The organism is Burkholderia sp. BCC1640 (assembly GCF_902833125.1).
Lineage (GTDB): Bacteria > Pseudomonadota > Gammaproteobacteria > Burkholderiales > Burkholderiaceae > Burkholderia > Burkholderia diffusa.
Genome location: NZ_CADFEF010000033.1, coordinates 1 through 26,177, shown reverse-complemented (window position 1 = coordinate 26,177; position 26,177 = coordinate 1). Strand labels below are relative to the sequence as shown.

At 59.4% G+C, this 26,177-nt stretch carries 27 protein-coding genes; 17 read left to right on the top strand and 10 right to left on the bottom strand.

Annotated elements, in window-relative coordinates; translation table 11 throughout:
• Positions 1-24 precede the first annotated feature (24 nt).
• Positions 25-1,836 carry a type VI secretion system baseplate subunit TssF gene (gene tssF, locus HWX25_RS27745; protein ID WP_175911638.1) on the top strand — a complete coding sequence of 604 codons (1,812 nt, stop codon included), beginning with the start codon at positions 25-27 and terminating at the stop codon, positions 1,834-1,836.
• Positions 1,837-1,884: 48 nt separating this feature from the next.
• Here tssF and HWX25_RS27740 read toward each other — a convergent pair whose 3' ends face one another.
• Genes HWX25_RS27740 through HWX25_RS27720 form a run of 5 tightly spaced genes read right to left on the bottom strand, consistent with a single transcriptional unit; the run spans position 1,885 to position 9,320 of the window.
• Positions 1,885-2,136 carry a PAAR domain-containing protein gene (locus HWX25_RS27740; protein WP_059824485.1) on the bottom strand — a complete coding sequence of 84 codons (252 nt, stop codon included), beginning with the start codon at positions 2,134-2,136 and terminating at the stop codon, positions 1,885-1,887.
• A gap of 36 nt (positions 2,137-2,172) precedes the next feature.
• Complete coding sequence (locus HWX25_RS27735; RefSeq protein ID WP_175911637.1) at positions 2,173-2,910, bottom strand: putative type VI secretion system effector; 738 nt, start codon at positions 2,908-2,910, stop codon at positions 2,173-2,175.
• Complete coding sequence (locus HWX25_RS27730) at positions 2,910-5,780, bottom strand: T6SS effector BTH_I2691 family protein (RefSeq protein WP_175911636.1); 2,871 nt, start codon at positions 5,778-5,780, stop codon at positions 2,910-2,912. The genes HWX25_RS27735 and HWX25_RS27730 overlap by 1 nt, the downstream gene beginning before the upstream one ends.
• 38 nt (positions 5,781-5,818) lie before the next feature.
• The gene (locus HWX25_RS27725) at positions 5,819-6,784 is read right to left on the bottom strand and encodes a DUF4123 domain-containing protein (protein WP_175911635.1); all 966 of its coding nucleotides are present in this window, start codon (positions 6,782-6,784) and stop codon (positions 5,819-5,821) included.
• 4 nt (positions 6,785-6,788) lie between these two features.
• Positions 6,789-9,320, bottom strand: a complete 2,532-nt coding sequence (locus tag HWX25_RS27720) for a type VI secretion system Vgr family protein (RefSeq protein ID WP_175911634.1) — start codon at positions 9,318-9,320, stop codon at positions 6,789-6,791.
• Between the two features lie 279 nt (positions 9,321-9,599).
• Here HWX25_RS27720 and HWX25_RS33555 point away from each other — a divergent pair, with 279 nt between their 5' ends.
• From HWX25_RS33555 to HWX25_RS27675, 9 genes are all read left to right on the top strand, one after another.
• A complete protein-coding gene (locus tag HWX25_RS33555) occupies positions 9,600-10,325 on the top strand; it encodes a hypothetical protein (protein ID WP_244138802.1) in 726 nt (241 codons plus the stop codon).
• 93 nt (positions 10,326-10,418) lie between these two features.
• A complete protein-coding gene (locus HWX25_RS27710) occupies positions 10,419-11,387 on the top strand; it encodes a DUF932 domain-containing protein (protein WP_175911633.1) in 969 nt (322 codons plus the stop codon).
• Positions 11,384-11,584 (top strand): hypothetical protein, encoded by a 201-nt coding sequence (locus HWX25_RS27705; protein WP_175911632.1) that lies wholly within the window; start codon positions 11,384-11,386, stop codon positions 11,582-11,584. Before HWX25_RS27710 ends, HWX25_RS27705 begins: the two co-directional genes overlap by 4 nt.
• Positions 11,585-11,657: 73 nt before the next feature.
• Complete coding sequence (locus HWX25_RS27700; protein WP_175911631.1) at positions 11,658-12,653, top strand: lambda-exonuclease family protein; 996 nt, start codon at positions 11,658-11,660, stop codon at positions 12,651-12,653.
• A gap of 12 nt (positions 12,654-12,665) precedes the next feature.
• Complete coding sequence (locus tag HWX25_RS27695) at positions 12,666-12,893, top strand: hypothetical protein (RefSeq protein WP_175911629.1); 228 nt, start codon at positions 12,666-12,668, stop codon at positions 12,891-12,893.
• Positions 12,894-12,942: 49 nt separating this feature from the next.
• Entirely contained in the window at positions 12,943-13,848 is a 906-nt protein-coding gene (locus tag HWX25_RS27690; protein WP_175911627.1) for a phage capsid protein, read from the top strand.
• On the top strand, positions 13,845-14,930 hold the full coding sequence (locus HWX25_RS27685; protein WP_175911625.1) for a hypothetical protein: 1,086 nt from the start codon (positions 13,845-13,847) through the stop codon (positions 14,928-14,930). Before HWX25_RS27690 ends, HWX25_RS27685 begins: the two co-directional genes overlap by 4 nt.
• Before the next feature lie 66 nt (positions 14,931-14,996).
• Positions 14,997-15,803 carry a DUF4942 domain-containing protein gene (locus tag HWX25_RS27680; RefSeq protein ID WP_175911623.1) on the top strand — a complete coding sequence of 269 codons (807 nt, stop codon included), beginning with the start codon at positions 14,997-14,999 and terminating at the stop codon, positions 15,801-15,803.
• A 102-nt stretch (positions 15,804-15,905) separates the two neighbouring features.
• Positions 15,906-16,205: a hypothetical protein gene (locus tag HWX25_RS27675; protein ID WP_175911622.1), complete on the top strand. Its 300-nt coding sequence runs from the start codon at positions 15,906-15,908 to the stop codon at positions 16,203-16,205.
• 3 nt (positions 16,206-16,208) lie between these two features.
• On the opposite strand, the gene HWX25_RS27670 is transcribed toward HWX25_RS27675, so the two are convergent.
• Positions 16,209-16,466, bottom strand: a complete 258-nt coding sequence (locus HWX25_RS27670) for a helix-turn-helix transcriptional regulator (RefSeq protein ID WP_175911621.1) — start codon at positions 16,464-16,466, stop codon at positions 16,209-16,211.
• Between the two features lie 65 nt (positions 16,467-16,531).
• Here HWX25_RS27670 and HWX25_RS27665 point away from each other — a divergent pair, with 65 nt between their 5' ends.
• The gene (locus tag HWX25_RS27665; protein ID WP_175911620.1) at positions 16,532-16,927 is read left to right on the top strand and encodes a hypothetical protein; all 396 of its coding nucleotides are present in this window, start codon (positions 16,532-16,534) and stop codon (positions 16,925-16,927) included.
• Positions 16,928-16,936: 9 nt separating this feature from the next.
• Positions 16,937-17,728: a methyltransferase domain-containing protein gene (locus tag HWX25_RS27660; protein ID WP_244138801.1), complete on the top strand. Its 792-nt coding sequence runs from the start codon at positions 16,937-16,939 to the stop codon at positions 17,726-17,728.
• Between the two features lie 79 nt (positions 17,729-17,807).
• On the opposite strand, the gene HWX25_RS27655 is transcribed toward HWX25_RS27660, so the two are convergent.
• A complete protein-coding gene (locus HWX25_RS27655) occupies positions 17,808-18,155 on the bottom strand; it encodes a helix-turn-helix transcriptional regulator (protein ID WP_175911619.1) in 348 nt (115 codons plus the stop codon).
• A 129-nt stretch (positions 18,156-18,284) separates the two neighbouring features.
• Here HWX25_RS27655 and HWX25_RS27650 point away from each other — a divergent pair, with 129 nt between their 5' ends.
• The 5 genes from HWX25_RS27650 (at position 18,285) to HWX25_RS27630 (ending at position 22,916) form a co-directional block, all read left to right on the top strand.
• Positions 18,285-19,481 carry a toxin-antitoxin system YwqK family antitoxin gene (locus HWX25_RS27650; RefSeq protein WP_175911618.1) on the top strand — a complete coding sequence of 399 codons (1,197 nt, stop codon included), beginning with the start codon at positions 18,285-18,287 and terminating at the stop codon, positions 19,479-19,481.
• Between the two features lie 295 nt (positions 19,482-19,776).
• Complete coding sequence (locus HWX25_RS27645) at positions 19,777-20,514, top strand: hypothetical protein (RefSeq protein ID WP_175911617.1); 738 nt, start codon at positions 19,777-19,779, stop codon at positions 20,512-20,514.
• 44 nt (positions 20,515-20,558) lie between these two features.
• The gene (locus HWX25_RS27640; protein ID WP_175911616.1) at positions 20,559-20,975 is read left to right on the top strand and encodes a DUF2513 domain-containing protein; all 417 of its coding nucleotides are present in this window, start codon (positions 20,559-20,561) and stop codon (positions 20,973-20,975) included.
• A gap of 388 nt (positions 20,976-21,363) precedes the next feature.
• Positions 21,364-22,206, top strand: a complete 843-nt coding sequence (locus HWX25_RS27635) for an endonuclease NucS domain-containing protein (RefSeq protein ID WP_244138800.1) — start codon at positions 21,364-21,366, stop codon at positions 22,204-22,206.
• Entirely contained in the window at positions 22,203-22,916 is a 714-nt protein-coding gene (locus HWX25_RS27630; protein WP_175911615.1) for a hypothetical protein, read from the top strand. Before HWX25_RS27635 ends, HWX25_RS27630 begins: the two co-directional genes overlap by 4 nt.
• 396 nt (positions 22,917-23,312) lie before the next feature.
• Here HWX25_RS27630 and HWX25_RS27625 read toward each other — a convergent pair whose 3' ends face one another.
• The 3 genes from HWX25_RS27625 to HWX25_RS27615 are packed head-to-tail and all read right to left on the bottom strand — an operon-like array spanning position 23,313 to position 26,019.
• Positions 23,313-23,834 (bottom strand): hypothetical protein, encoded by a 522-nt coding sequence (locus HWX25_RS27625; RefSeq protein ID WP_175911614.1) that lies wholly within the window; start codon positions 23,832-23,834, stop codon positions 23,313-23,315.
• On the bottom strand, positions 23,831-24,604 hold the full coding sequence (locus HWX25_RS27620) for an abortive infection family protein (protein WP_085512528.1): 774 nt from the start codon (positions 24,602-24,604) through the stop codon (positions 23,831-23,833). The genes HWX25_RS27625 and HWX25_RS27620 overlap by 4 nt, the downstream gene beginning before the upstream one ends.
• Before the next feature lie 5 nt (positions 24,605-24,609).
• A complete protein-coding gene (locus HWX25_RS27615) occupies positions 24,610-26,019 on the bottom strand; it encodes a nuclease PIN (RefSeq protein ID WP_244138799.1) in 1,410 nt (469 codons plus the stop codon).
• Positions 26,020-26,177 lie beyond the last annotated feature (158 nt).

The window sequence follows — 26,177 nt, the reverse complement described above, 5'->3', positions numbered from 1 at the left end:
CTTGCCGGTTCATCACTTCACGCAATGGATCAACTGCTTCCGCACTACGAACGAGAACTTGCGCTACTGCGCCGATCGATTGGAACCTTCGCGACACGCTATCCCAAAATTGCCGTTCGCCTCGGGATTTCCGGCGACCATTCCGAAGATCCCCATATCGAACGGATGTTGCAGTCGTTCGCCCTCCTCGCCGCGGATATAGGCAATCGGCTCGACGACAACTATCCAGAATTCGCCGAAGCGCTCCTCGGCATGCTGTATCCCCAGTATCTTCGTGCGGTCCCGGCATGCGCAATCGCCCAGTTCGATGTCTCGGACATGTTCGACAAGCTAACCGAGCCATCGGTCATTGCCCGCGACACGGAACTCGCAAGCAAGGTAGAAGACTGCCGTTTCCGCACCGTATATGACGTAACGATAGCGCCCGTGCGCATTTCGACCGCACGCTACGCATCGGCTACGGCTGTCCCCTCCGACGTGGTGCTGCCTCGCAGTACGACCGGCCTGCTCTCCATCACCTTCGAGGTTGCCCGACCCGACTTTCGCATCGAAGCCGTCCCCAGCCCGTTGCGCATTCATGTCAACGGCGCCCGCGAAGTCGTCGGTGCGGCAATGGACACGATAACGATGCGCACGACAGCGGCCTTCGTCGAGAACATCGAACGTCGCTGGTCACCTCTGACCAAACCGCCAATCACAGCCGTAGGCTACGATGGTGCTGAGAAACTGATCGACGAAGACGATGGGCCGCCGGCCCTGCGGCTACTGAGCGAATATTTTGCGCTCCCGAAGAAATTCGATTTCATTGACGTCGACCTCGCCACGCTCGCGCATGCGGTGGGTTGCAGCCCAAAACTCACATTGCATCTCGCCGTTTGTGACGTTCATCCGGATTCGTGGACGGCACAGCGACTAAAAGATCTGTCGGCCGACCATCTGAAACTCTTTTGCACGCCGATCGTCAACCTGTTCCGGCTTACGTCGCTACCACTCAAGCGAAATCCGATCACGGACGCGTACCCCGTGCAATCCCAGAATACGGATGCCGCCGGCGTCGAAATCTGGTCCGTCGACGAGGTCCGTACCACAACACGCGAGTCCAGAGCGAATATCATTCATCCGTTTACGTCGCTCATGCACGGCAGCTCCACCAAACCTGCCGGTCCCTATTGGGTTCTCATGCAACGCAACGCTGCCTCGCCATCGGGGAAGAAGGAAACCGCGCTCAGCCTAGTCGAACTCGACGGCCGACCGGCAACCGACACCGGGATCGAACAGATAACGGCAGATGTCTCCTGCTCGAATGGCAATCTCCCTCGCGCGATGCGGGCCGGTGCAGAGGACGGTGATCTGGTGAACGAGCAGGGAACGATGGTTTCGCGCATCGTGATGCTGGACGCACCTACGGAAGTCTCGCGATTGTCGCGCGAAGGCGATTCGGCTTGGCGGCTCATCACGCAGTTCGCCCCGCACTCGATCGAATTGACCCGCACCGGGCTCGTGGAACTAAAACGCCTGTTCCGCCAATTCGCTGCTCATTCCGCGGGACACGCAAACCTGCTCGACGGACTGACGGACCTGAGCCATCGCGTCAAGCAGCTCTGGCTGCCGGGAGAACCGATGCCGAGTTTCGTGCGAGGTCTCGAAGTGACGTTGACGGTCGATGAACAAGCGTTTGCCACCGCCAGCCTGAGCACATTCATCATCGTGATGGATCACTTCTTCGCCGTGCATGCTCCAGTGACGAGCTTTGTCCAACTTGTCGTGATGTCGGCCAACACAGGCCGGGAAATTCGACGTTGCACGCCGCGGCCAGGCACAATCATGCTCGCCTGATTTCCTGCCCCGACCTGGACGATCAAGTCGCGCCCTAATTCATGCAGGTCAGGTAAGGCTCGAAATCAGGTGACAGCCGCAGGTCGCTCGGTGACCGTGCCGGGCGATCGGAACACCGTTGTCTGTCATCGATTCGTCGCCCTCTTCGATCAAATTCGGTTTGACGTCTGGGTGTTGGGGGCAGGACACTTCGTCACCCTTGCGAGCAACGAAACGGCCGTCGAAACGCATCGTCGACGAGCCGGTAATCACCTTGCCGCCGTGGTCGGTGTCATCGCCGACGCGGATGAGATTCATCATGAATAGGGCATCAACCTTCGAGTGAGCGCACTACTATTAGTAGCGAAAATACAAGATACCTAATGCACCAGGCTCTCCGGGCTGCTTGCTCTTTTTCGTGATCGCGGGCAGATCGATACTCTTCACATTCTTCCAACCAAAACCGGCAAAGATTCCTTCTGCGAGACGAACAAACCCCATAAATTTCCTGGATATATTGAACGCAATCACACCAAAAATAGCGGCGACTATACCCCCTCCACCCGCGTACATATAAAAAATCCCCAGCCAGTTGTCAACGGGATCAAAGAAGGACATGACCACCCCCAAAAGAACCATGACCAACATCAATAGCGAATATATCAAAATCCACCATCGCGCCGTGGCCTTATAGTGCGCATATCGGCCACGACTGCAATGCGGATGTAGCGCCACAATTCGATCGCTGACACGTCTGATGCCAAATGCATGCCATACCTGACCCAATTGTTCTGCGACAATTTCGACTTCATCTCCTTCTTTGAACACGGATACCCATACCCACGCGCGAATGCTTTTCCCATCCAGCTCGAATTCAAGCAGATCAGCCTCTTCGGCCGTATCATCCGCAGACGCAGCTAGCCCGACAGCCACGCCACCGAGACCTGCCAAACTCGCCACAATAGCTGTTGCCCCCATCGCTATCCGATCCGCATCCGTAAACAAAAACTCCTGAGACTGCCTCGTGCTACGGAGATTCTGGATATACCCTCGTAATAATTGGGTAGGGGAGGATTTTGCCGTGTCTGCCATCATCAATTCGTTCCGTCAGTCGAAAGCCCCATTGCCTTCAATGCCTTTTCATATTCATCGCTCTGCTTTCCTGCATCCCAAGATGGACTCGCCGTTTTCCGCCCGAACACGCACTTTTCCAGCCATGTCTGCAAATCATCATCTGAGAAATACCAAATCAAAAACTGGATAGCGACTACTGCTAAAGCAACCTCCCAGCCAGTCAGGATCAAAACACTCCGGCCGAGGAGCAACAATGCCCCTCGCGAACCAATCGTAATACCCACCTCCTCCGCTGCTACACCGACTGCAGCTCTGCCCGCCACTTTTGCCGCCGCCTGTCGAGCGCGCCACCCCCCAGCCTCCGCAACCTCGGGTGTCGAGAACGATCCCAATCTGGCAGTCGCACCTGCAATGCCCGCAGCACCGCCCCTTGCCAGAATCACAATGCGGCTCCCACCACCGGCCAGGCGAGCAAGCAGTGGAGCCGACGATGTCAGAGCGGTAAGAAGATACGACACACCCGTACCAATACCAAGCGCCGACTTGACGAAATAAAGGACGGCGATACGGTAGTTATTAGATTTAGCTTTATCAAAGCCCTTGTGAAAATCCACAACACCTTGAATCAGCGCCGAAACTCCCCCCAAGAAACTCGTAATCGCCTTCAGATTGCGCAGTGTCTGCGCTGCCTCACTCGAGAATGCCTTGAGCGCCTTCTCCGAAACCGTAAAAATCGCTCCCACCACCGATACCCCGGACGCAACCAGCAACGCATAGTCATCGCCGCTTTTATCCGCCTTGGCAAGCAAGCATCCGAAATTCAGCATTTCGATTACCACCAGCGTACTAGCCAACCGGGCATTCAACTGCGTCGATGCCCCCTTCTCCGTCCGGCTAACCTGCTCCCACATGTCCGTCAAATTCTTGACCTGCTTGTCCGACCCTACTGCCTGCAGCGAACGCAAATATGCCTGAGGTGGTGGTACACCCTGCTGCCGCAGCGCGCGATAGCCCATCTGCAAACCCAGACGCATCGCTGGCTCGGCTGCCATCGCGGCTTTGATGAGCTTGACCGTGTCCGCGTGCGCAATTCCGCCGCGTATCATCAACGTACCGCGAATCAGGTACATACCAACGCAATCGACCAACGCCGCGCTTTTACTCCATTTGAACAGGCCATTGCCCATCGTCACGGCGAGCTGATCGCCATGAATACCTTTCACAACCAGCTCCGAACCGGACGCCGCCGTTGCTCCGCGCTTGAGCACATCCGTCATCTTGTCGCAAAACTTCAAGAAGGACTTCGCATTCTTGAGAAGATACGAGGACACGAAATCGGCCCAATGGCTGACCTGATCGCCGACACTTGCTGGCTGTGCCTTGTATTCGGTCGCCTTCGCCAGCAGCGCTTTGATTTCCTCCTTCTGATCCTGCTGGTTGTACGCAAAGGCCCGCCAGACCAGACTCGATGGTTGCGTCGGGTCCATGTTGTTGACCAGATCCTCAATCAACTTGGCGCCCTTATCCTCCGACGGCAATCCCCACAACGCGGCGTCGATGACTGCGGCAAAGGCCACGCCATCCTGGAAGTCGTTTTCGTGATAATCGTGCAGCGTGACCAGAAACGTCGACGCTTTCAACCAAGCGCCAACGTCCGACGTTCGATTGGCCTGCAACTGATGCGATGCCTTCTGCACCGACTCGTACCACGGCCGAAACACATCCAGCTTCTGCGGATCAAGTTTGCGGTAATACTTCGGCCAAGCGGCATCGCCTATCTGCTTTGCCTCGGCCGGCGTGATCACTCCGGCCGCAGCAATTTTTTTGTCAGACATCGCCTGCTGTTCCGGAGATACAACCAGAGCGTCAGGAACCCCGTCCGCAGCATACGGATTATTCTTGATCGCTTCCCAGCCCGCTGTCCACGCCGACCGCGAACGGCTCTTCGACTCAACTGCGCCGTTGCGTACCATGCCTTCCGCAGCCGTAATGGACTCAAGCGCATCGACCTGTATCACGCGCTCACGCGTGTAGGTCATCAACCAGCTTCCAGCGTCGTTACGGAAGCCGTTCAATTCATGAACATTCCCGATACCGTCCCACAATGCCAATAGCATCGGTGAATGATGCTTGCCCTTGCCGATCTGGCCGACATCGTTCATCACCCTGATCAACGCGTCACTGGCCGACGCCGGCGAAGCCTGGCGAATATGCAACGGGTAACAGGTCGTCTCCTGGCGCATTACTGCCGGCTTGTATTTGCCGGTTTCGTCGCTAAGCGTCTGCTCAGGCGGCTGCAACAGTTTGGGATCGAGACCCGGCATGTATTCGATGACATCATCGATACTTTGTCGGGTTGCAACAACAGCGTGCCCTTGTGCATCTTGACTGGCGGAGATCCATTTCGACGGCTCGATCCATTGCATGCGCCGCTGACGAAGTGCTGCATCCTTCTTGTACAGCTCAAACGTATCGCGATGCCACGCGTGTTGCGAAAACGCGATATACACACGGTCAGTGCACTTTTCCGGCCTCTCGATCGCAATGATGTCCATTGGTACCGCGATTGCTTTCTTTGCACACGCAGGATGAGTCGTCGGCTCGACCGGTAACGGAAGCGACTGCTTCCACAAGCGCCCATCCCCCGTCACGTTGTATGCTTCCCAGTAGTTACTGCCTCGCGCGCCCTTTACGTAGAACAGATACAGCCAACCTGCACGCAACGTGCGCACAGCGTATCGATGCTCGGTAAGTTTGACGTCGGTCACCCCATGCCCGCCAATGCCGGCTGGCAACTTTGCCGCCACGGTATTCGGTACTACGGTGTACCGAACCGGCAGGATCGGCAGCCCCGTCTTTTCGCAGTTGGCGCACTGGTTTGCTGAATCCATTCGCTCTCTCGATATGGGTATTGGATTTATTGCTGAGACTAGGAAGACGAGGCGGCCGTCGACTCGCCGTACCACTTCCCGCGGCAAATCACATCAATCTCGTCGTCATTTAACTCGCCGACTGTAGCCGTGTAGAACTCGTCCGGAGCACGCTGACGCAATGCCTGTGCGACAATCGGATGACGATCGAAATAGGGATGCCATGTCAGCGCATGCCCGATGAAGGCAATCTTGTCTTCACGATCGGCAAGTCCGTGCTGCTCCGCGCGGGCAGCGCTCGCAATCGCGGTCTCGATTTCGCTCGATCGAGGCTGTCGCTGCGTAGTCAGCATGTGCAACGCAAGCGCTCGATTGATCAGGCCATGGCGGTGGATGTCACGCCATTGTCCGTCGGTCAACTCCAGTTCTGCACGCAACGCCGTTGCCGACGAGTAGACACACGGCTTAGCACAGGCATCCAGCGCGTGCCAGGCCTTTACCGGCCCAAGCAAGGCCTGCTTCTGTGCATCCGACAGAATCGGCCACATTAGGCTCAACGCCCGAGCGTCATAGAAACGCAATGCACATCGACGTCCCTGATCGTCAATCTGCAGCACGTTATTTGACCAGTATTCGGCGATCTGTTCTAGCGTCGCGTCGCTCGCCAACCAGCCGCCAATTCGCTGGCCCAAGCCCTTTGCGACCGCGTCCGGATGTCGATCTTCGAAAGCCAGCCGAACACTTTCAGCCAGCAGCACCGTACCTTCGGATGTCGACAGATCCAATTCGATCAGGTACGGACGATGATCATCGGGGAAAGCGTCGTGTGCAATCGCGACGACGGCACTAGGCTGATCACCGAACGAGGGTGCGCCCTCGTCAGCTTGGGGCAACGCGCGCTGACTCGGGTCGACAACAAGACAACAGCGCGGCTCGCGCTGCTGGTCGAAATAGGCTCGCAAGACGCTGACCATCGAATCGATGGACTCACGGTTCCCGTCATCAACCGGTTCGAATGCTTCCATTCAGTCACTCCAGCACGACGCTCGACGCGCTATCGGCTGATGCCGCGGCGGTCTTCCACGAACAGCCCTTCGGCACGCTGGCAATCTGCGAAGGCAGGCGCATCGACGACGCGCCCGGTTTGTCCCAATTCGCGCACTTCTCGAGAATCTGCCCGCTCGTTCCGTTCTCGATCAGATTAGGCGTGATCTTGATGTACGAGCCGCCTGCGCCGATCCAGATTTCCTTTTCGGCCGAGATAACGACCTTCCCATTCGAACTCGTGATCGTCACGTCGTTGAGCGCCGCAAGCTTCATCTCGTCGCTCTGCGCCTGAATCTCTACCTTGCCCTTGGACGCAAACAGCTTGATCCCTGCGTTCTGCGCGAACAGACTGATCTTTTCCATCACACTCACGATCAGCGATTTGCCGGCAGCCACATGCGTGCTCTTGCCACTCACGATATTGACCTGCTGGTTGGCCGTGAGCTGTGCCGAGTCCTGCGTTGACACGCCCACTCCGGCAGGGCTCGCAATCAGCATGATCGGTGTTGAAAACCCGTTCGCATTTCCGGTGCCACCACCGCCCGTTCGGCCTCCGCTTCCCGCACCACCGGCCACGCTGTACTGCGTCGCATTCGTGAACTTCTTCAGCGCGCTTTGCCCCTCTTCGAGACTTTCCGCCTGATTCGATACGCTTGCCTGAGACGTCAACTCGACAACGCTTTCCGCGCTTGCCAACTGCTCAGACGCCGCCGTCACATTCAATGGCTGGTTGGTCGTGGCAGAGTGCGTCGATACGAACAACCCTTGCCCCGCGCGAATTGCGCCGTATGCGTCCGATTTAAGGTCGAAACCGCTGCCGAGGAACGCGCCGCGCGTATTGTCCGTCTGCTGGATCAGGTACCCCAGGTGCAAGTGAGACTGATAGCTGCTCGAGTAAAGGTGGAGCCGATTCTGCTGCGTCGAGTCGTCCATCACGAGCTGGTTGTAGCCGGTGCCGCCGTACTCGCGCGAACGTTGACCGGACAGCAATCCGTTCGTATGCCACACCGGCTGCGTAGCGCCCCCGTACATCCTCGCGATAATGACGGGCCTGTCGCAGTCGCCCTCCATGAAACCGACGACCACTTCATCGCCCTTGCGTAGCGGCTGAATCCCGCCCCGGTTCGAACCCGCATCGAGAAACGTCGGGCGCACCCAAACCGAGGCTCGCTCGTCCTGGCCATTACGGCGATTCCAATGGAACCAGACTTTCACCCGGTTCAGTGAATCGGTGTAGACCTCTTCCCCGCCTGGTCCAGCAACAATCGCGTTCTGCAACTGCATCACCGGCTTCTTGTGCTCGAACGGGCTGCGAAAGGGAACGTTGCGCGGTTGCGCCTCGACCGCGACCTGAAAAAAACCTTCGCTGCCATCCGCGTGGCCCACCGTCGCACCGCCCTTCGCTTCCGCAATTTCCGCAGCGAGTCCGTCGGGAAAATCGCCCACCTCATCCAGACCCGGTAGATTGTTGCGAATCAGCCAGTCGACCCCGAGCAGCACGAATTCACGATCCTGCTGACTTCCAGCGTCGTGGACCGGATGGCCATGCAATTCGAAACGCCGCCCGGGCATCGCACAACGCAAGCCCCCCACTCCGTGGAAGCGCTTCATCCGCGACTTCCTCTCCTCAAGCCGGATCTGCGCGAGGCGCTCGCCCTGCTCCCGGTCCGACCACATGTACGCGCCTGGGTAGTCGTAGACCTCACCGTCCGTCGGCAGCTTGTTCTGCGTATCGGTGACGCCTTGAACCTGACGAGGAAGATCAGGACGCTTGTAGTCGAACGAACGTGATGTCAGCTGCGCACTTTCGATCTGAAGCTGCTCCTTCCATTGCACAAACCCGTCCATCTCGCCACTGAATCCTGTGTGACTGAACTCGACAATGGACTGCTTCAGTTGCGGGACAAAATAGACATCGTCCGTCAGGACCATCGTGTGCGATCGGCCGTTGTCAGCCTGTTCGAAGTACGGAAACACGCCCACTTCCTCAAGACTGCGGTGGACAAAGTTCAGGTCGTACTCCCACTGCACACGATTCGAATAAGACGGCAACGGCTTGTGGAGGTCGAAGCGGAACGCACCGCGCGCTTGCGGGTGCTCGTTGAAGACGTCGGTCAAAATCTGCTCGCCATTCTGCTCCTGCCAATCGCGCATGTCGCGACGCAAGCGCAGGAAATAGAGCCAGGAGGAAAATGCGAGCTTGTAATAGGTCAACGGCCCATCTGATCCCAGCCGGCTGAATCTGTGAACGTAACCGTGGATCGGCATGTACGTGCCGCCCGTCTGTTGAATCCAGAGTGTGACGGGCTTGGCGAGCAGCGCGTCGAGTTCGATCTGACTGCCACGTGGTGAAACCGCATCAATGACGAATTCATAATCGCGGCCCAGCTTAGCCGTTCCTTTCACATAGAGCGGCAATAGCCAATCGACGCCAAGCGGCGTGTCGAGTTTGACGAGACGATTGTATTGTGCGTCGCCCAGACGCAACGTCCTGTAAAGCGCGGTATGGCCCATGCAGCTTGCCCTTGGTTGGTATTCAGGTGGGGTTTCTGCCGAGCGCAGATTATAAATGCCTTTCGGAACAATACGATAGTCCGAACCGTCTATCCACCAAGCTCGATAAATTTACGCCCAGTAGAGTCAAATTTACCCATCTCCTTGAACCATGAAATTATTTCCGATTTCACTGTAATCAAAATTTTTTGAGTCATATATCACCTCCTTGAGCACGGCCAGTTACGGGCCGCTCCGCTGATGCATTTCCGTGTTGGCGCACTTCGCTCAGGAGTTTCCGTGATCTCTCATCCCCCTACCTTTGTGCTGATTGGGCTGTGCCTCGCGCTCGTCGCGATGTTCGCGACAGGTTTCTACTGGCTCGTCACCAACGACCGGACAACGGCCCGTCATCCGCCCGTAGCTCGCAGCACCACCGTCGCACGCGCGTTCGATGTCGACAAAGTTGACGAATGGGAGGCGTACGCGCCTTACCCCGATCACGTAGTCCATGCCGCGCATGAAGCCAGCGACGAATCAGGCGATAGCTATCCGCCGTTCGGCAGGCGCGAAGAACCCGCCCACGCATTCCCTGCAACCGAAGCTCGCCACCTGCACGACGCAGTCGAATCGTTGATGGGCGAGCCGGACAAGCCGGCGCCGCCCAAGCCCGCCGCCGCGTCGTCATCCGGGCCGACGATCCGATGTCCGCGTTGCCTGTCGTCGCGTATCGACACGCGCAATCGCGCCCGCAAAGCCGGCAGCACCATCGGCAGCGTCGCGGGAGCCACGGGCGGTATGGCCGCCGCGCTCGCTGGGGCGGAAACCGGAGCCGTCGTCGGCTCGGTCGCCGGTCCCGTCGGCACGCTGTTCGGCGGTCTCGCCGGCGCGGTGATCGCCGGACTCGTCGGCAGCGCCGCGGGCTGCGCGGCTGGCTCCGCTGTCGGTGGCGCAATTGATGACAACGTTCTCGACAATCATCACTGTCTCGCCTGCGGGCACGCCTTCAGTACCAAGCAAAGCTGAACAACTCGCCTCCCTCTCGCCTTTCTCCCTCGATTCCCTTTCCGTCCGGCGCTCGCCGGGCTGTATGCCCTCGTCTTTTTTCAAGGAGCAATCATGCATCTCGTTCAAACAATGGCCTACGTCGGCGCCGAACCCTGGCACGGTCTCGGCCATCGGCTCGCCCCGAAACAGCCGCTCGAAGTCTGGAGGCGCGCCGCCGGCATGGACTGGCGCATCGAGGAAGCCGAAGTACGCTTCGTCGCCGCTGGCGGCCGCAATCTCGGTTCGATTCACGCGTTTCCCGAGCAGAAGGTCCTCTATCGCTCGGACACCAAGGCACCGCTGTCCGTCGTCTCCACGCGCTATCAGGTCGTGCAACCCGAAGAGATTTTGGAGTTTTATCGAGACCTGACGGAGATCGGGGGTTTCCAGCTCGAGACGGCCGGCGTGTTAAAGGAAGGCCGTAAGCTTTGGGCGCTCGCCAAGACCGGTCATTCCGGCATGCTCAAGGGCCGCGATCAGGTAAATGGCTACCTGCTGCTCGCCACGGCGTGCGACGGCACGCTCGCGACGACGGCGCAGTTCACGTCGATCAGGGTGGTCTGCAACAACACGCTGCAAATAGCTTTGGGGAACAGCGCCGGCGCGATCAAGGTCTCGCATCGATCTCAGTTTGATGCAACCGCCGTGAAGCGACAGCTCGGCATAGCCGTTTCCACATGGGACGCCTTTATGGCCCGCACCAAAGCGCTATCCGAACGCAAGGTGACGGACTCGGCGGCCGAAGCGTTCCTGCGCCGCGTGCTGATCTACTCGACCGCCAATCTCCCCGATCGCGAAACGGTTGCCGTCAACGAGCGCGCGATCAAGGCAGTCGGGCAACTCTACGCCGGACGCGGTAAGGGCGCGGATCTGCCATCCGCATCGGCCACGGCGTGGGGATTGCTCAACGCGGTCACCGAGTACGTCGACCACCATCGCCGCGCGCGCAGTGACGATCATCGTCTCGATGCCGCCTGGTTCGGTGCGGGTGCAACGCTCAAGCAACGCGCCTGGGACGAGGCCATGAAGCTTGTCGCATGATCCAACCGCCCTATCCTTTGATCGTCGGCACGCGAATCAAGATCCCGCGTGGCGCCGGGTTACGGTTCGGCGGCCGATACGCCACGATCCTGCAAATCAAGCCCCAGGGCACGACTGTCCACCTCGGAAACGGCAAGCTCGCGACCTTCGCTCACAACGCGTTGCAGGACGCATTCCGGCGCGCCAACTCGACGTAGTTCCTATCCCCCGTATTTCCTCACTTTGGCCCGGTCAGATTCGTCTGCCGGGCTTCTTCGTTTTGGAGGTCTCGTGAACGCCCCTCACCCTGAGCCGCCGCGCACGCGAAAGCCTGCGCTGAAGCTCGTCAATACCAACGAACTTTCGCGTGACGACTGGCTCGCGGTTCGTCGTACCGGCATTGGTGGATCGGATGCCGCTGCTGCGGTCGGCCTGAACCCGTACATGAGTGCGCTGGAATTGTGGCTCGACAAGACCGGACGCGCGGAAGGCATGCCCCGGCCCGATCCGAACGATACGAGATCGCCGGCGTTTTTTGGCGTGCTGCTTGAACCCATCGTCGCGGCCGTCTACACGCGACAAACGGGCAACAAGGTCCGCAAGGTCAATGCGGTGCTGCGTCATCCTTCGATCCCCTGGATGCTCGCGAACATCGATCGCGAGATTGTCGGTGCGCTCGATGTTCAGATCCTTGAGTGCAAGACCGCAGGGGAACACGGTGCCCGACTCTGGCGGGACGGCATGCCGGAATACGTACAGATCCAAGTTCAGCATCAGCTCGCAGTCACCGGTAAGACAGCAGCACACGTCGCGGTCTTGCTTTGCGGGCAGGCGCTCGAAATTCATCGAATCGAACGGGACGACGCGTTGATCGGCCGGCTCATCGAACTGGAGGAACGCTTCTGGCGCTTCGTGGAATCCGATACACCACCGCCCGCCGATGGCTCCGAATCCGCCGATCGAGCATTACGCCATCTCTATCCCGGCAATGGGGAAACGATCGACTTCAGCGACGACCACCGCCTGTCATCCGTGTTTGCCGATCTGATCGCTGTGAGGATCGAGATTGAAACGCGACAGCAACTCGAAGCGACGCTCAAGCAACAAATCCAGCAAGCGATGGGGGACGCAACCCGAGCCGTATTCGAGACGGGCTCCGTGTCGTTCAAGCGCAGCAAGGATTCGTCTTCGGTCGATCTCGCGCGGCTGCTCGCCGACCACCCCGAGTTCGAACAGCAGTACGCCATCTCGAAGCCGGGCTCCCGGCGCTTTCTCGTTTCCGCCTGATCTCCACCAGCCATGACGAATCTCGAATGTCTCACGGAGATCATGACGTTCTCCCGCTACGGCGTGCTCGCACAAGCGTTCGTGATGGACGCGCTCAGCAAGCACGCGGAACGCGTTGCGACGGTGCCCCTCGACACCTTGCAAGCGCAGTTTGGCGTTCACCCGCTGATCAGCGTCGAAGCCTGGCAAGGCGTCGCTCGCGAAATCCACAACAAGCTCGAATCGCACTTCGCCCGATAGTCAGCGCGATGCTCGCGGTTCCCCTCCCCTTTCTATTTTGAGGACCATCATGCTCAAAGGTCTTGCCATCACGCCGCCCGTCGTCGGGCGAATTTCCATCGGGCGCATTGTCGAGAAGAACGGGAAACGCATCCCGGAGAAAGACGACCAGTTCAGCCTCACCACCCAGGTACAGCAGCGTGGCGAGTGGATGTTGCACCCGCTGAACGAAACGCTGCGCAAGGCAACATCCGGCAAGCTGCGCGCGATTCCCGTTCGTATGCTTTTTTCAGATCCAGATCTGAACCTACGGTCAGAATATTCCCTGTTCGATCGCGATACCGGACGCCCCGTGTGCGTTGGCAACGGTGAACAATGCCGACGCGTCACCGACGCTGGTATCGAAACCTTGCCCTGCCCGTCGCCGGACGGTTGCATGTTCGGTCGTCAAGGCGGCTGCAAGCCCTACGGCCGGCTGAACGTAATCATCGGCGACGACGATGAACTCGGTTCGTTCATCTTCCGCACCACGTCCTATAACAGTATCCGGACGCTCGCCGCACGCCTGCACTACTTCCGCGCAGTGTCCAGCAACCTGCTGGCCTGTCTGCCGCTGGAATTGAAGTTGCGCGGCAAGTCGACCACGCAAAGCTTTCGGTCGGCCATCTATTACGTCGATCTCGGCGTCCGTGCGGAAAGCAAGCTCGAACAAGCGTTGATCGAGGCGAAGGAACTCGATACGCGCCGCCGGGAAGCAGGATTCGATCAAGCGGCACTCGATGCCGCCGCTCGGCTCGGCTTCGCCAACGGTGCATTCGAGGATAGCCCCGACGAGCGCGCCGCTGTTGCCGAAGAGTTCTATCCGCAGGATGCGCCGCAATCGGACGCTGGCGATAGTGGCTCTCCCGACACACCTGCCACGCTTCGCCAGAAGCTCGAACGCAAAGCCGTCCTGCTCGGCGGCAAAGCGGTATGAGTGTTCGACGCTGGGGGTTCGCGCTGGCGGCGCTGGCAACCGTGACTGCGCTCAGCCTGTCGATCCTGGCGGGCTGGCAGCGCGGCGGTACGTTACCGGAACGGCTGATCTGGATCGCGATCGGCACGGTGCTCGTCACGAGCGCGCACCTGTTACCGGCGCTGATTCGGGATGCACCGATTTCGGTTCGGATCGTAGGTAGCGTTCTATGGGGCGCGTGTCTGGTCACGGCCTGCTACGGGCATACTGTGTTTTTCGCGTTCGCCCAACAGCACGCCGGTGAGCAACGGGCAGCAACGGCGCAAGCGACTTCAGCTCCGTTACCCGCTCGGAGTCTGACCGCCGTCATGGCTGAACGCGCCGCCGTGACGGCGCAGCTCGCCGCAGCCAACGCCCGTTACTGCGTCGGCAACTGCGTGACGCTGGAAGGTCGGCGGGTCACGCTCGCCGCCACGATCGATGCGCTGAATGCCGAAGCCGACGACATCCGCCGTCAGCGAGTCACGGCGGATCGAGTCACGGCACAACGGGACGCGTTACTCGCCGATCCAGTCACGTCACGACTCTCTGCGTTACTCGGCACGACAACCGCTCGTGTCGATCTGCTGACCAGCCTTGCATTCGCCGCAGTACTGGAAGGTGTGGCCTGTCTGTTGTGGTCTGTCGCGCTTCAGTCGCCGTTACCGAAGCCATTATCTGTCGTGACTGACGTCACCTCGGCAGCAGTCACGGTGACGCCTGCCGTGACTGAACCCGCAGTCGTGCCAGCCACGGATGCTGCCGGCATGACTCAGCCGGCAGTCATGCCCGTTACGGCGAGTCACGACGACGAGACCGTTAGTCGCAATTCCGTGACGCCCAGTCACGACCGTACGACCACCGGTCATGTGCCGCGCGACGATCCGATTGCGCCGTTAGCGACTGTAGCGCCCGTCAACGATCACCTGTCGCGACTCATTCAGGATGTCGCGGCCGGGCTCGTTCGTCCGACCGTTGCCGGTATTCGACGTCACCTTGGCTGCTCTCAGGCTCGGGCGGCCGAACTACGCCGCCAACTTGCCGAACACAACGTGACGGCATAAACAGCCGGGCTTCGCGCCCGGCTGTTTTCTTGTCACCTTCATTCAACTTCATTCTCGTCATGCCACATGGATACCACCGCACTCGTTCCAAGCATCAGTATCGTCAACCTCGCCAATCAGCGCGTCGCCGTCGTCGAACGCGTGCGCGCCGCTCTCGATCTGCTCGGCCAGGCACAAGAACTCGCCAAAGCTGCGCATCTCGGGTTCCCCAGGCTCGTGCTCGACGAGAGCTACGGCTGTCGGGGACGCCCCACCGTCACGGGAGAGTATGCCAAGCGCGACGAAGCGGAAGCCGCCATCGTGCGTCTCATCGATGTCCGCGGCTGGGACTACCTGTTGTCGGAGTCGGGCCTGCGCACCTTCATGGATGCGAAGGCACGTGAACAATGGAGCAACCAGATCGCCGAAGGCGACGTGCCCGAATTGACGGCCGCCAACATCGAAGCCACCTTCGCCCAACTCTACGGGGCGCGCGGCGACATGTTCGAACGCGGCGTACTGCAGTGCTTCCAGCGGCTGTCGTGGAATTACAGGACGAATGAGCCGTTCAAGTTCGGCAAGCGCATCATCGTCCGGTATCTGCTCTCGCAAGGCAGCTCGAATTATCCCGTCACGAATGAACTGGACGATCTGACACGGGTGTTCAGCGTGCTCGATGGCAAGCCGGAGCCGGATCATCGGCATGGCATGTCGTCGCTCATCTCGGACGCGCAGCGCCAACGGAAGACAGAGGCCGAGCACGACTACTTCCACTTGTGCTGGTTCAAGAACGGCAACGGGCACTTGACGTTCACGCGTGCTGATCTGGTCGAGAAGATGAACCTGATTCTCGCGAAGCACTATCCAAACGCCCTAGCGTCCGAAGCGCGATAGTTCCGGGACTAGTTCTGCGTCTCGTCTTTCCCGTATCCATTCAGCGAACTCGGTATCCGATTTATCCGGAGGTTCGTGTTCGTCCATTACCTAGAGAATTTCGTGAATCTGCCATCCGTACAACACGTCGGCCCGCGCTTCAAGCTCGGCCGGATCTTCGCGACACCCACCGCACTGGAAGTCATCGCCGACGCACGCGTGTCGATCATCGACCTGCTGATCCGCCACATGCGCGGCGACTGGGGCGACCTGTCCGAGTCCGATCGCCAGCAGAACGAGTTGTCGATCGACGCAGGGCTACGCCTACTGTCCAGCTACGTCCTATCCGGCGGGCAAACCGTCTGGGTCATCACCGAATGGGATCGCTCATCGACGACGTTTTTGCTGCCAGGCGACTACTAGGCGTTATCGCGGCAGGGACGAAATCGGCGGGTTCAGCAGTGCGTCGATGAAGGCGTGCGGATCCGCGTCCAGCACCCTCAGGAAATCGAGCAATTCCACCACATCCACACGGCGAGCGCCGCTTTCCACCTTCGAGACGAAGGCTTGTGGGCGCCCGAGCCGGTCGGCAACGTCCTGCTGTAACAAGCCGCGCTGTTTGCGCAGTTCGGCGAGGAGCGTCGCGATCCGCTGATAGCGGGGGTCGTGGATTGGATGGGTCATGAAGAGATTCTAGATACGCATTTCGAATATCCTGTATCCGTATACGGTATATTCGAGAGGCTTACATGTTTCAACTGATTTGGCTGGGCGGCGGCGTCGCTACTGCGCTGGCCGTCGTCTTCGACATGCGCCGGCTCGGCGCTCGCCGCGTCGGCTTGCCACCGATCGGATGGGGCGTTGCGTCCGTATGCCTCGGTCCCATTGCGGGGGCGATCTATCTGAGCCGGCGGAGCGCAGCACGGCAAGCGTTGATTGACGCGGTTTGGGTACTCGTCGGCGACCGGGCCGTTCCCGATCAAGTCCGTCGGGAGCGGCTAATCGCTCTCGCAAACGTCGGCGTGGTCGGTCCGGTGATTTACCAGGCGTGCGCTGCGGTCCTGCATGCAGAACTGCCTGTCGAGGCGGAGCAGATCACTCCCACTCCATCGCGGGTGACCGACGACCCCAGCCGCCCCTTATAAGGAAAAACGATGTTGCAAACGACCAAAGACATTCATCACCGCGGGGATGCTTACCTCAACCTGTCATGCCCGGTATGCGGCAGCCTGCCAATGCCGTACTTCGAGCGGGACGGCTACTACATCGACCGCTGTCCGGAATGCCGGTTCGTCTACGTCCGCAACGTACCGTCCGACGCAACGCTCACCGATTTCTATTCCGGCTACTACGGCGACGCCAACGAATTCGTGCCGGTCTCCCGGAAGCGGTTATCGAAGCGCTTTTCGAAATCGATCGAGAACTGGTGGCATGCGCGCAATCTCGTCCGATGCGCAGCGGGCCGGCGCAAACTGCTGGAGATCGGCTACGGCGAAGGGCACTTGCTAATGGCGCTGAGGCAGACGCGGCGGTTCGACCTGCGAGGCATCGACTATGCGACCGGGCCGATGTCCTACATGAGCGCAAACGGAGTTGATGTGGCGCAAGGCAGCCTGTTCGACCAGCACTATCCGGACAGCCGATTCGAGTTCATCGTCGGTTTCCATGTACTCGAACATGTTCAGCACCTGGGCGAGTTCATGTCGGAAGTGCGTCGCGTGCTCGCGCCTGCCGGCCGCGTCTACTTCGTCGTGCCGTGTGTCACGCATTTTTCCGCTGTCCGCCGCGGGCAGAACTGGAAGCACTTCGGGCCACCGGGACACCTCTGGTACTTCTCAGTGAAGGCCATGAGGCGAATCATGACGGACCATGGCTTCAAGGTCCTGTCCGCTCATTGCTTTTCGAACCGGACGCACCTGACCGTGCTCGCCGAGAAACGTGCATAACCTTGGCCTGGGTTCTGGCAAACATCACCCTCGGATCGCCAGAACCGTTTCGCCGACCGGTTCTCCGGTCGGTTTTTTTTCATCTATGTGCCAGTCGAGCTGCGAGCGTTTCGACGATCGATACCAGGGTTTCACGATCCTGAGGGTCCAGCTTCGTAAGCAACTGGCTGAGATACCGAGCCTGATCGTCGGGTCGGTGACTGGCTTCCGTCAACAAGTCGGCGACATTGCACTGAAACACCTTGGCCAGCTGGACCAAGCGAGCAACCGTCGGCATGACGATACCGCGCTCGATGCGCGAAATCGCTTCATTCCCGACTCCAAGCTGTTCAGCCACGTCCTCCTGCGTCAGTTGGCTCTCCTCCCGACGCCGAGCAATCGCCTTGCCGATCCGCCGGGCGAGCCGCGTTTCTTCCGTATCCCGCATGTCCGCTCCCATTCCACCTAGATGGTTGAGCATCGACTTCTTGACATGAAGGACTTACAAGGTTGAGATTCATCTCATTTGGTTGATATTCAACCGATTCCGCTTCCACATAAGAACAGGACCATTCACATGAAAGTACCGAACTACCGCTACCCGCTGATTCTTTCTAGCCTCGTTACGGTCCTCGCATTGGCCGGCTGCAAAGGCGACGTGCTCGACTATCGCAACGTCCAATTCGCTAACGGCAAGGTCTATGCCGGGGATGCGAACAAACCGTTCTCCGGGACTCTTACCAACGTGCCGAGCGGGATCATCTTGGAGTCTCAATCAGGCTTCCGCAAAGTCGTCACGAGCGTCGAGCGGGTCTTGCCCACGCTCACGTACGACTATGTTCAGTCCGTCGGCATCGACTACTTCCCCACCGATCCGCGCATTCCGGTTCCGGTCTACTGCGATACGCACGTTGACAACGGGATTCTGGACGGTAAAACCGTCTGCAAAGCGGCGAACACAGACAACAATGTTCGGCTTGAAATGGCATTCAAGGGAGGACGCCCCGACGGCCTCTTGACCGTCTACACACCAGAGGGTGCGAGTCAAAAGCTCGCCACCATCACGTTCAGGGACGGTGAACCAGATGGGCGACAGGAAATCTACAGCCCGACCACACATCGACTGGTTCACGCCTCGAACTGGACCAAGGGCGCTCCCGACGGTCAAGAAGAAGGGTTCGACGAAAACACCGGAAACCGCATCTTGCTCACGACGTATGTCAACGGACAGCTCAATGGCCCTTTCACGCGCTATGCGCCGGACGGCAAGCAGATCACCTACCGCGCAATATTCGTCAACGGCAAACCCGAAGGTACCGAGGAAACCTACGATCCGACGACCGGCAAACTTACCGGCCGTGCGGAATACACAAATGGGCTGTTGAACGGCACCGTCAAACGCTGGAATGTTGACGGCAAGCTTGTCTACGAGAAGGATTATCAGAACGGACAAGAATCGCCGCCGGCTCCCGCTGTCACCGCATGTCTTGATCGTCGATACACCGCTTTCTATAGCTCAGGCGACCCTCGCGAAAACGTCAATAGCGAACAACGAAACCGGTGGGAAGCTGAATGCAAGGAAGAATCCAGAGGCAGCGCGAGCTCGACACGACGATCTGAGTCGGCAGCGACGACTAGCTCGTCGGACGACGAGATCTGCGTATCGATCTGGACGGCGGCCTTTCACCGTGAGAACGGCGACGACGCAATCGTAACGGCAGACCAACTCGGCGAATGGCGATCGTGGTGTAAAGACGGCAAGCGCCCGTCGTAACAAGTCGTCAGCAACGGGCATATTGGGTTGGGATGCGCTTTGGGCGCATCCCTTGCCACCCTGCCGTTTTCTTTTTTTCTCGTTAGCGATCACAACGTGTGTCGCATCATCAGTCACCGCCTTCATTACTGCAAGCGACCGCCAACATGAACGTATGTACGCGCGAATTCTGTCGCTGGAACGGCACCTATTCGATCTCAGCACCAACAACGGAGCACAAACAAGATCCGCCAATCCAGCAAGTCACGCCCGCAATCTGCCATACTCTTCTATAGCAGATTGTTTGGGGGTATGCATGGACATCAACTCGATCGTAGACTTCGTCCAACAAAGCCGCATCGCAACAATTGGGACTTTCTCTTTTTTCACTGCCCCAATTCTCGGGGCCGTGACGTGGCTCAAACTCCGACATGGTAGTCTAAGGTTAGCGCAAGGCCGCACCAAACGGTTATACGACATCATGAACCGGAAGAACGGCGGGCATACGGCCTCCTCTGGTGCATTGCAGCTAGCGACAAAGGATATGCTCGGTGTTGAGCTATCAGGCGATGCTATTCGATTTGCCCTCATGCGCGATTGCCCACTGACGGTCCTTCGCACCATCAAGCAGGCAGGCCCCATCATAAAATTCCGGGCGGACGAGCAGTGCTTTGAGGATGCACGCCCAAATCCTAGACTATCGTTCCAACGCATCTTTCAGATTACGATGCTGATGATCATCGTCCCCTATGTTGGATTGGTCTTGTTCGGCGTTATCTGCAAACTCATCGATCCTTTCGCGGTTGCTGCAATGTTTACGCTCGACCTGATCGCGGTGCCATTTCTGATTTTCGTTGCCTTACGAGCTGACGCAGCCGGCAGATTGCTCAAGGCGGATACAATCTATCCGCTGCCATACACTAAACAATCTGGCCCAAGCCCGTCGCTCACTGATTCCGTGCCAAAAACGCGAAGGCGCCGTGTGTTGAAGAGCAATCAAGACGACAATGTGGAGCAAGCAACTCCCCAAGCATTATCGACCAATGCGCAATAACAGCATTCTGGCCATCGCCCTACTCACGATCTCGGGAGAGAACCTTGAAACGCGACTGGGATCTGCTGCGCAAGCAGCTTATCGACATTGAAGAAGAGCACGACGTACTCGCCGACATTCCTGCCAAGCCAAAATGGACGGATCAATCGGAACAAGAATTCGCTCATCAAGACGCACAGTACTGTGCTGCTGAATCACGAATTCTAGGGCACCTCGAACTGTTGATCGATAACGGCTACGTTGACGGACTCAAGGTAACGCGGGGCCTGAATGGCCATTTCATGGTGAGTCGATTCTCGCCGCGCCTGACGATGGCCGGTCACGATCTGCTCGACACGATGCGTTCTCAACCTGTCTGGGAAAAGATCAAAGCGACAGCCCAAACGAAAGGTATCGAATTGACGTTTGATTCCGTCAAGATGCTCGCAGGCTGGGCTCTCAAGCAGATCATCGGGACATAACGTGTCAGATCAAGATCGAGATTAGGCTGGCCGGCCCGAGTCGATAGAACGTTCGACGAACTGACTGCCACGGTCCCGTTCCTGCTCCCCACCTCGCGCGAGGCAACTCCACCATCGCACCGCCGACCGCTACGAACGGCGCAGACAAATTCCAGAACGGCAAGTCAAGGATCGTTGGTCGAAGAGCCAAGCCTGAATTTTTTCCGCTGCACCGGCTCTTCTAGCAGCCAGACTCGCGCATCGGCTGAAACCCGGTCGTTGCAACCGAGTTGGCGATCGCAGACAGGTCAACACTTTTCCTCTGGCGCCGGCTCGTCGCACCATGGTTCAATCGTGTTCTGCTTGGGTATGTCGCCCACCGACCATACCAACACGAGGAACCTGAGCCGTGAGCACCACCAACCGTCCGCCGATCTGGCAACTCATCCGGGATGCCGTGGCCCCACTGGGCCGCGAGACCACCAACGCGGAAATCAAGCAGCTCCTGTTGCGTGCGTATCCGGATCTAAACGAGGCTACCATCGCCTGCCAGATAGCCATCTGCACGGTCAACCGGGTCGGCCGGGTCAACTACCCGGAAAACAAGAAGCCCCGCCTGGCGAACGGTCCATATGACTTCCTCTTTGCCACCAACCGCGGCAAGGTCACGTGGTACGACCCGGACAAGCACGGCATGTGGTCGATCGAGCAGACGTTGCCAACGTCGAACCGCCTAGCGGTGCGTCGCGTGGACGAAACCAACGAGGAGGTGATGGCCCCGCAGGACATCGACGCGGCGGAACCGTTGGACGACGGATTCGGCGGCGGTGCATTCGCGCTCGAAAGCCACCTGCGTGACTACCTGGCGCACAACCCTCCCAGCACCACGACACACGGCCCCCTCAGCTTATTCGTTGACACCGACGGAAGGGACGGCGTGGAGTACCAGACCGACTGCGGCCCCGCGGATCTGGTATTCCGAGATCGTGACGGAAACTTCGTGGTCTTCGAGTTGAAACTGGGCCGGGGCCCCGATGCGGCGTTGGGCCAGGTGCAGCGTTACATGGGGTGGATCGAGCACCACGTGGCCGAGGGCAAGAATGTGTCCGGGGTGATCGTGGCGAACTCGATCAGCGACAAGCTCAAATACGCCGGCAAGGTCGCGCCGCGCGTGCAACTCATGGAATACCGCCTGAGTGTCGAGCTGGTGCCGGTGGCGCTGAACGTGCCGGCGCCGGGAGATCGGGCATGATCGCGTGGTTGTCGCACGCCTCGACTGCGGCGGTATCGTTCGTCGGGCACCTCAACGAAGGCGAGCTGCGCTTACTGGCCGGCTCCGTGTCGGTGGTGACCGTGCTCATCTCGGTCTTCGCTATCACCCGCCCGTTGCGCTACCAGAAAAGCGCGGCGCTGCTCGACCAAGCCGTGCGTGCGCTCGAACGCGCATACAACGCCCTGACCGTTGACGGGGCCCAGACCGCTCCTGTCCCGGCTGACCGGTTGAACTGGCTGACCGCCGCGCGCAACCTGGAAACCTACAAGGCGCTGAAGCGCGAGATCGGCGTGAATGTCCACCGCCGGATCGCCGACGACCACGAGGAACATTGGCGCCACCTCTTCTACCTCGCGCTCCAAGGTGACGCGTACCACCAACCGACCTACTACCGGGAAGTAACCGCGCCACGGGCACAGCGCCGCTACGGAATCGAGCCGCATTCTGCCGTCATCGTCCACGCGTTCGCGAAGTGGCCCAAGCATCGCCAGGACCCGATCGAGCGCGCGGATTTCGATCGAATCTTCGAGGAGACGGACCCGCGCAAGGGCAATGTCGGGCTCAGGACGTTCCTGGACGCCCCTGAGAGCCGTGGCACCAGCCGCTTCCGCAACCTGCCGGAACCGTACCCCGAGCGGACCTGGTGGACGCGCCGCCTCCAAACACTCCGTCTGCGCAAACGCCTATGACCAGTTACCAAGGTGCCGCCACTGCTGACCCAACCGCTCCACCTAGTTGCGATGCACGATCATCGTTTCAAGAGCGATTCGCATCAAACGCCGCAACTCCGTTTCTTCCGGCCTCGCACCGCCGCCAGCGTCACTAGCCCGTAGGCGGCACTCCAGCGCGGAAACTCTTCGGCGCGCCCCCGTGAGATGCTGTTTCTGCTTAAAGAAGGTGCAGTTACTCAAGCGACAGATGGCTCACAATGCGCCTCTCGTTTCGTTGGGCGCATCCTCGCCGGATCTCAGCAGAACCGCAACGTCCAGCGTGGGGAACCACCACCCTACGACCGCTCACGGCGTCACACACGCCTGACGGAAGGCTAAGCCACAATGCCCGAAACTGGGGTGGTCGCCCGGTGCTCAGCGCTCCCACATGGGTTTGGCTGCGGTATTGGTGATCAATCCATGCAACGCCACCACCGCTTCGTGGATCTTCGCTGTGACCTCCCTAATATCGGCGACCCGCACGATCTCAACGTTGGTCTTGAACGTGCCCCGAGCCGACATGTATGCGATGTGAACTTGGCCATCGTCGTCCAGAGAAAGCGCGTTGTGCGCGTATTTGTTGCGCCCCGCCTGGGCCGCCCGCACTTTCTTGATGACGATCTCGTAGTCCTTTAAGTGAGGTACCCGATCCACGAGCTGTCCGCACAGGGAGCTTATGATGTCCACCCGCTGCTGGAAGTTGCTGTGCGCCACCATCGCCAACGCACGGATGTCGGTCGGAGACTCATAGCCGGCCAGTTTCGAGATTGCAATTGCTGCCGTCGACTCGAGGGAGCCCCACACGCTCACCATGCGCCCGAGTTCGAGCAGGTATTCATCGGGCACCGGCCAGTTGGGGTTGAACTCGCCGCGTTTGGACGTCTTCTGGGTAGTCACGACTGGTTAGCCTGGATCTTCGCTTCGATGGTTTTGAGAAAACGGACAAGGCCACCGATGTGGCTGACGATCAGTACGGCCTCGTCGTGATTCAGCATGGGGTTGTCGTGCGCCAGGCTTTGGTCGTTGCGCACGGCGTTCATCGCTTCCAGATTGGATATGCTGGTCTTGAGGATTCGCTCGGTCATTTCGCTTTCGATGTGACCGGCGCCGCGCAGGTGCTTCACGTACTCACCCATCAGGCTGTGCAACGGTTTCTCGCGCGTAACGGCAATGCCGCGCCGCTCGCAGAGCGTGCGCAAGAACTTCATCATGAAGACGTGCACGCGGTCCAAAGCCGTCGCAGGCTCGTTCGCCTCGATCGCGGCCCGAATGTGCTTCGCCGCAGCGGCGAAATCCAACGCGTTGACGCTCGCCGTAAAGGCATCGGCCTCGGGGACCAGACTGCTGAGTTTCAGCCGGGCAACAATCGCTTCGACGGCAGCGCGCAGTTGCGGGTCGTCCGGCAAGCATCGGAACTCCTCACCCCATTCGATCAGCGCGGCGAGCGCCCGAGCCACTAGGTGGTCGGACTCCAGTTCCCAGAATGCGCGCATCCGCTTAGCCTTGGACGTGCCTTTGAACTGGTACTTCTCGTCGTAGATGTTGACGCCAACCTGCTCCTGGAAAAACTCACCCATCGTTCGGTCGGAGAAGTTGAGCACGAACCCGCTGCCCATGTCGAGGAACGGTTCTAAGCAGCGACGATCGCGTGAGGTCAGGCTCGACATAGCAGTCACATGAAGAGGCGATAGGGATACGCATGCCCCGGAAGGTCTGGCACGTTGGCGATGGTCCGCGCGAGCCGTTGAGAATAGCGAATGGTCACCGGAACCGGGTCGTACAACGCGTCGTTGTTCCAGTCCATTTTGGTCAGCGCGAGGGTTTCCAACGCAGCCACTTCCAGCGGACCGCTGCCCGCGTGCCGGATGATGTTGAGCGGGCGCGGGATGCTCTTACTTCCCTGGAAAAACAAGGCACCGCTGAGCGCTGCTGACGGGGCATTGCCCGACGCCCACAACAGCGCCGACCGGTCCGTTCGTGAGAGGACAGTTCCCCGTGGCACCGGCGCTCGATCAGGCACACTCCTGGGTCCGCCCTTCTTCCCCTCCTTCAACCACACGCCACGCCAGGTGGCGCTGCTTCCGATCTCGATGCACTCCACCTCTGGAACCGTCGACAGGCCGTCGAAGACGCCTTGCAGTTCTGCGTCCTTGAACGACGTCGTTTTGTGGACAACGAGACGTCGCGGCAGCCGTCCACCATTACGCCCAAGGTAGAGGCTCAGGCTACGTGCCATGACCGCCCGCATGTCGCTTCGGCTGAGAAATGGGTTACGCCTGGCTTCGCGCGGATCCGCCACCTGCTCCTTGGCCTCGAAAGCGACGAACTGCATGCCGCCCCCGTCCGCATCGAAAACCTGCGAGCAGCATGTAACGAACTGCGCGGACTTGGGGTCGCCGCGCAACGCGTAGGCGAGACCAATATAGGCCGTGTCTTCTGGCACACCGGCCAGCGGCGCGAGCTTCCACGGAATGCCGCCCGCCTTGGTGAAGAGCGCGATGGCGAGGCGCCAGGCCAACGACGCCTTGAGCCGGAATGTAAAAACACGATCGTTGATGACCTGTGTTGGGATGGCGTACCGGGCTCCAAGGGCCTTCAACGCGTCGTGCGCGTCGAATCCGTTGGCCGTGAATGCCGTAGCCCACGCATCGGGGAGATGCACCAAAACGACATCAAACTGGTCGTGCAACGCATCCAGACGCGCCATGGCTTCCGACATCGCCGAAAACAACCGCTCATGGGGCGCCCCAGTACGCGCCAGGGCCATAAGATCGTCAGGCCACTTAATGTGCGCGTCCTTCGGCCCCGCAACGAGCGGAACGCGAAACAGGTTTTCAAATCCGGGGAACGACGGCACGTAGTTGCGCCGGTCGCTCGCCTCGTGGCCCGATCGGATCGTGTCCACCAGGCCTCGGAGCTTCGGCCAGCCTGACGCAGGGGCGATCGTCGCGACGCGAAGCTTCGGCGTGTACCCCTGGAACGTCTGGCCGTTGTAGGCACCGAAACGCAAAAGGCCGCGCAGCGGGTTCTCGTCGAGGTCTGTGTCTTCGCTGTTAAACGTGAGGGCCGGCTCGTCCAGCAAGGAAAACGATGGCGCCTTCGAAAGGTTGTAGTCTGTCCGCGCCGACGGAATTTTGAGCCACCGGGCCGATTGGATTTTGAGCCGGGGTGGAGACCGGTCTATAGCAGGACCGGTTGTGGATAAGTGTATGGGTTTCCGGGGTCGTTGTCCTCCTGCGT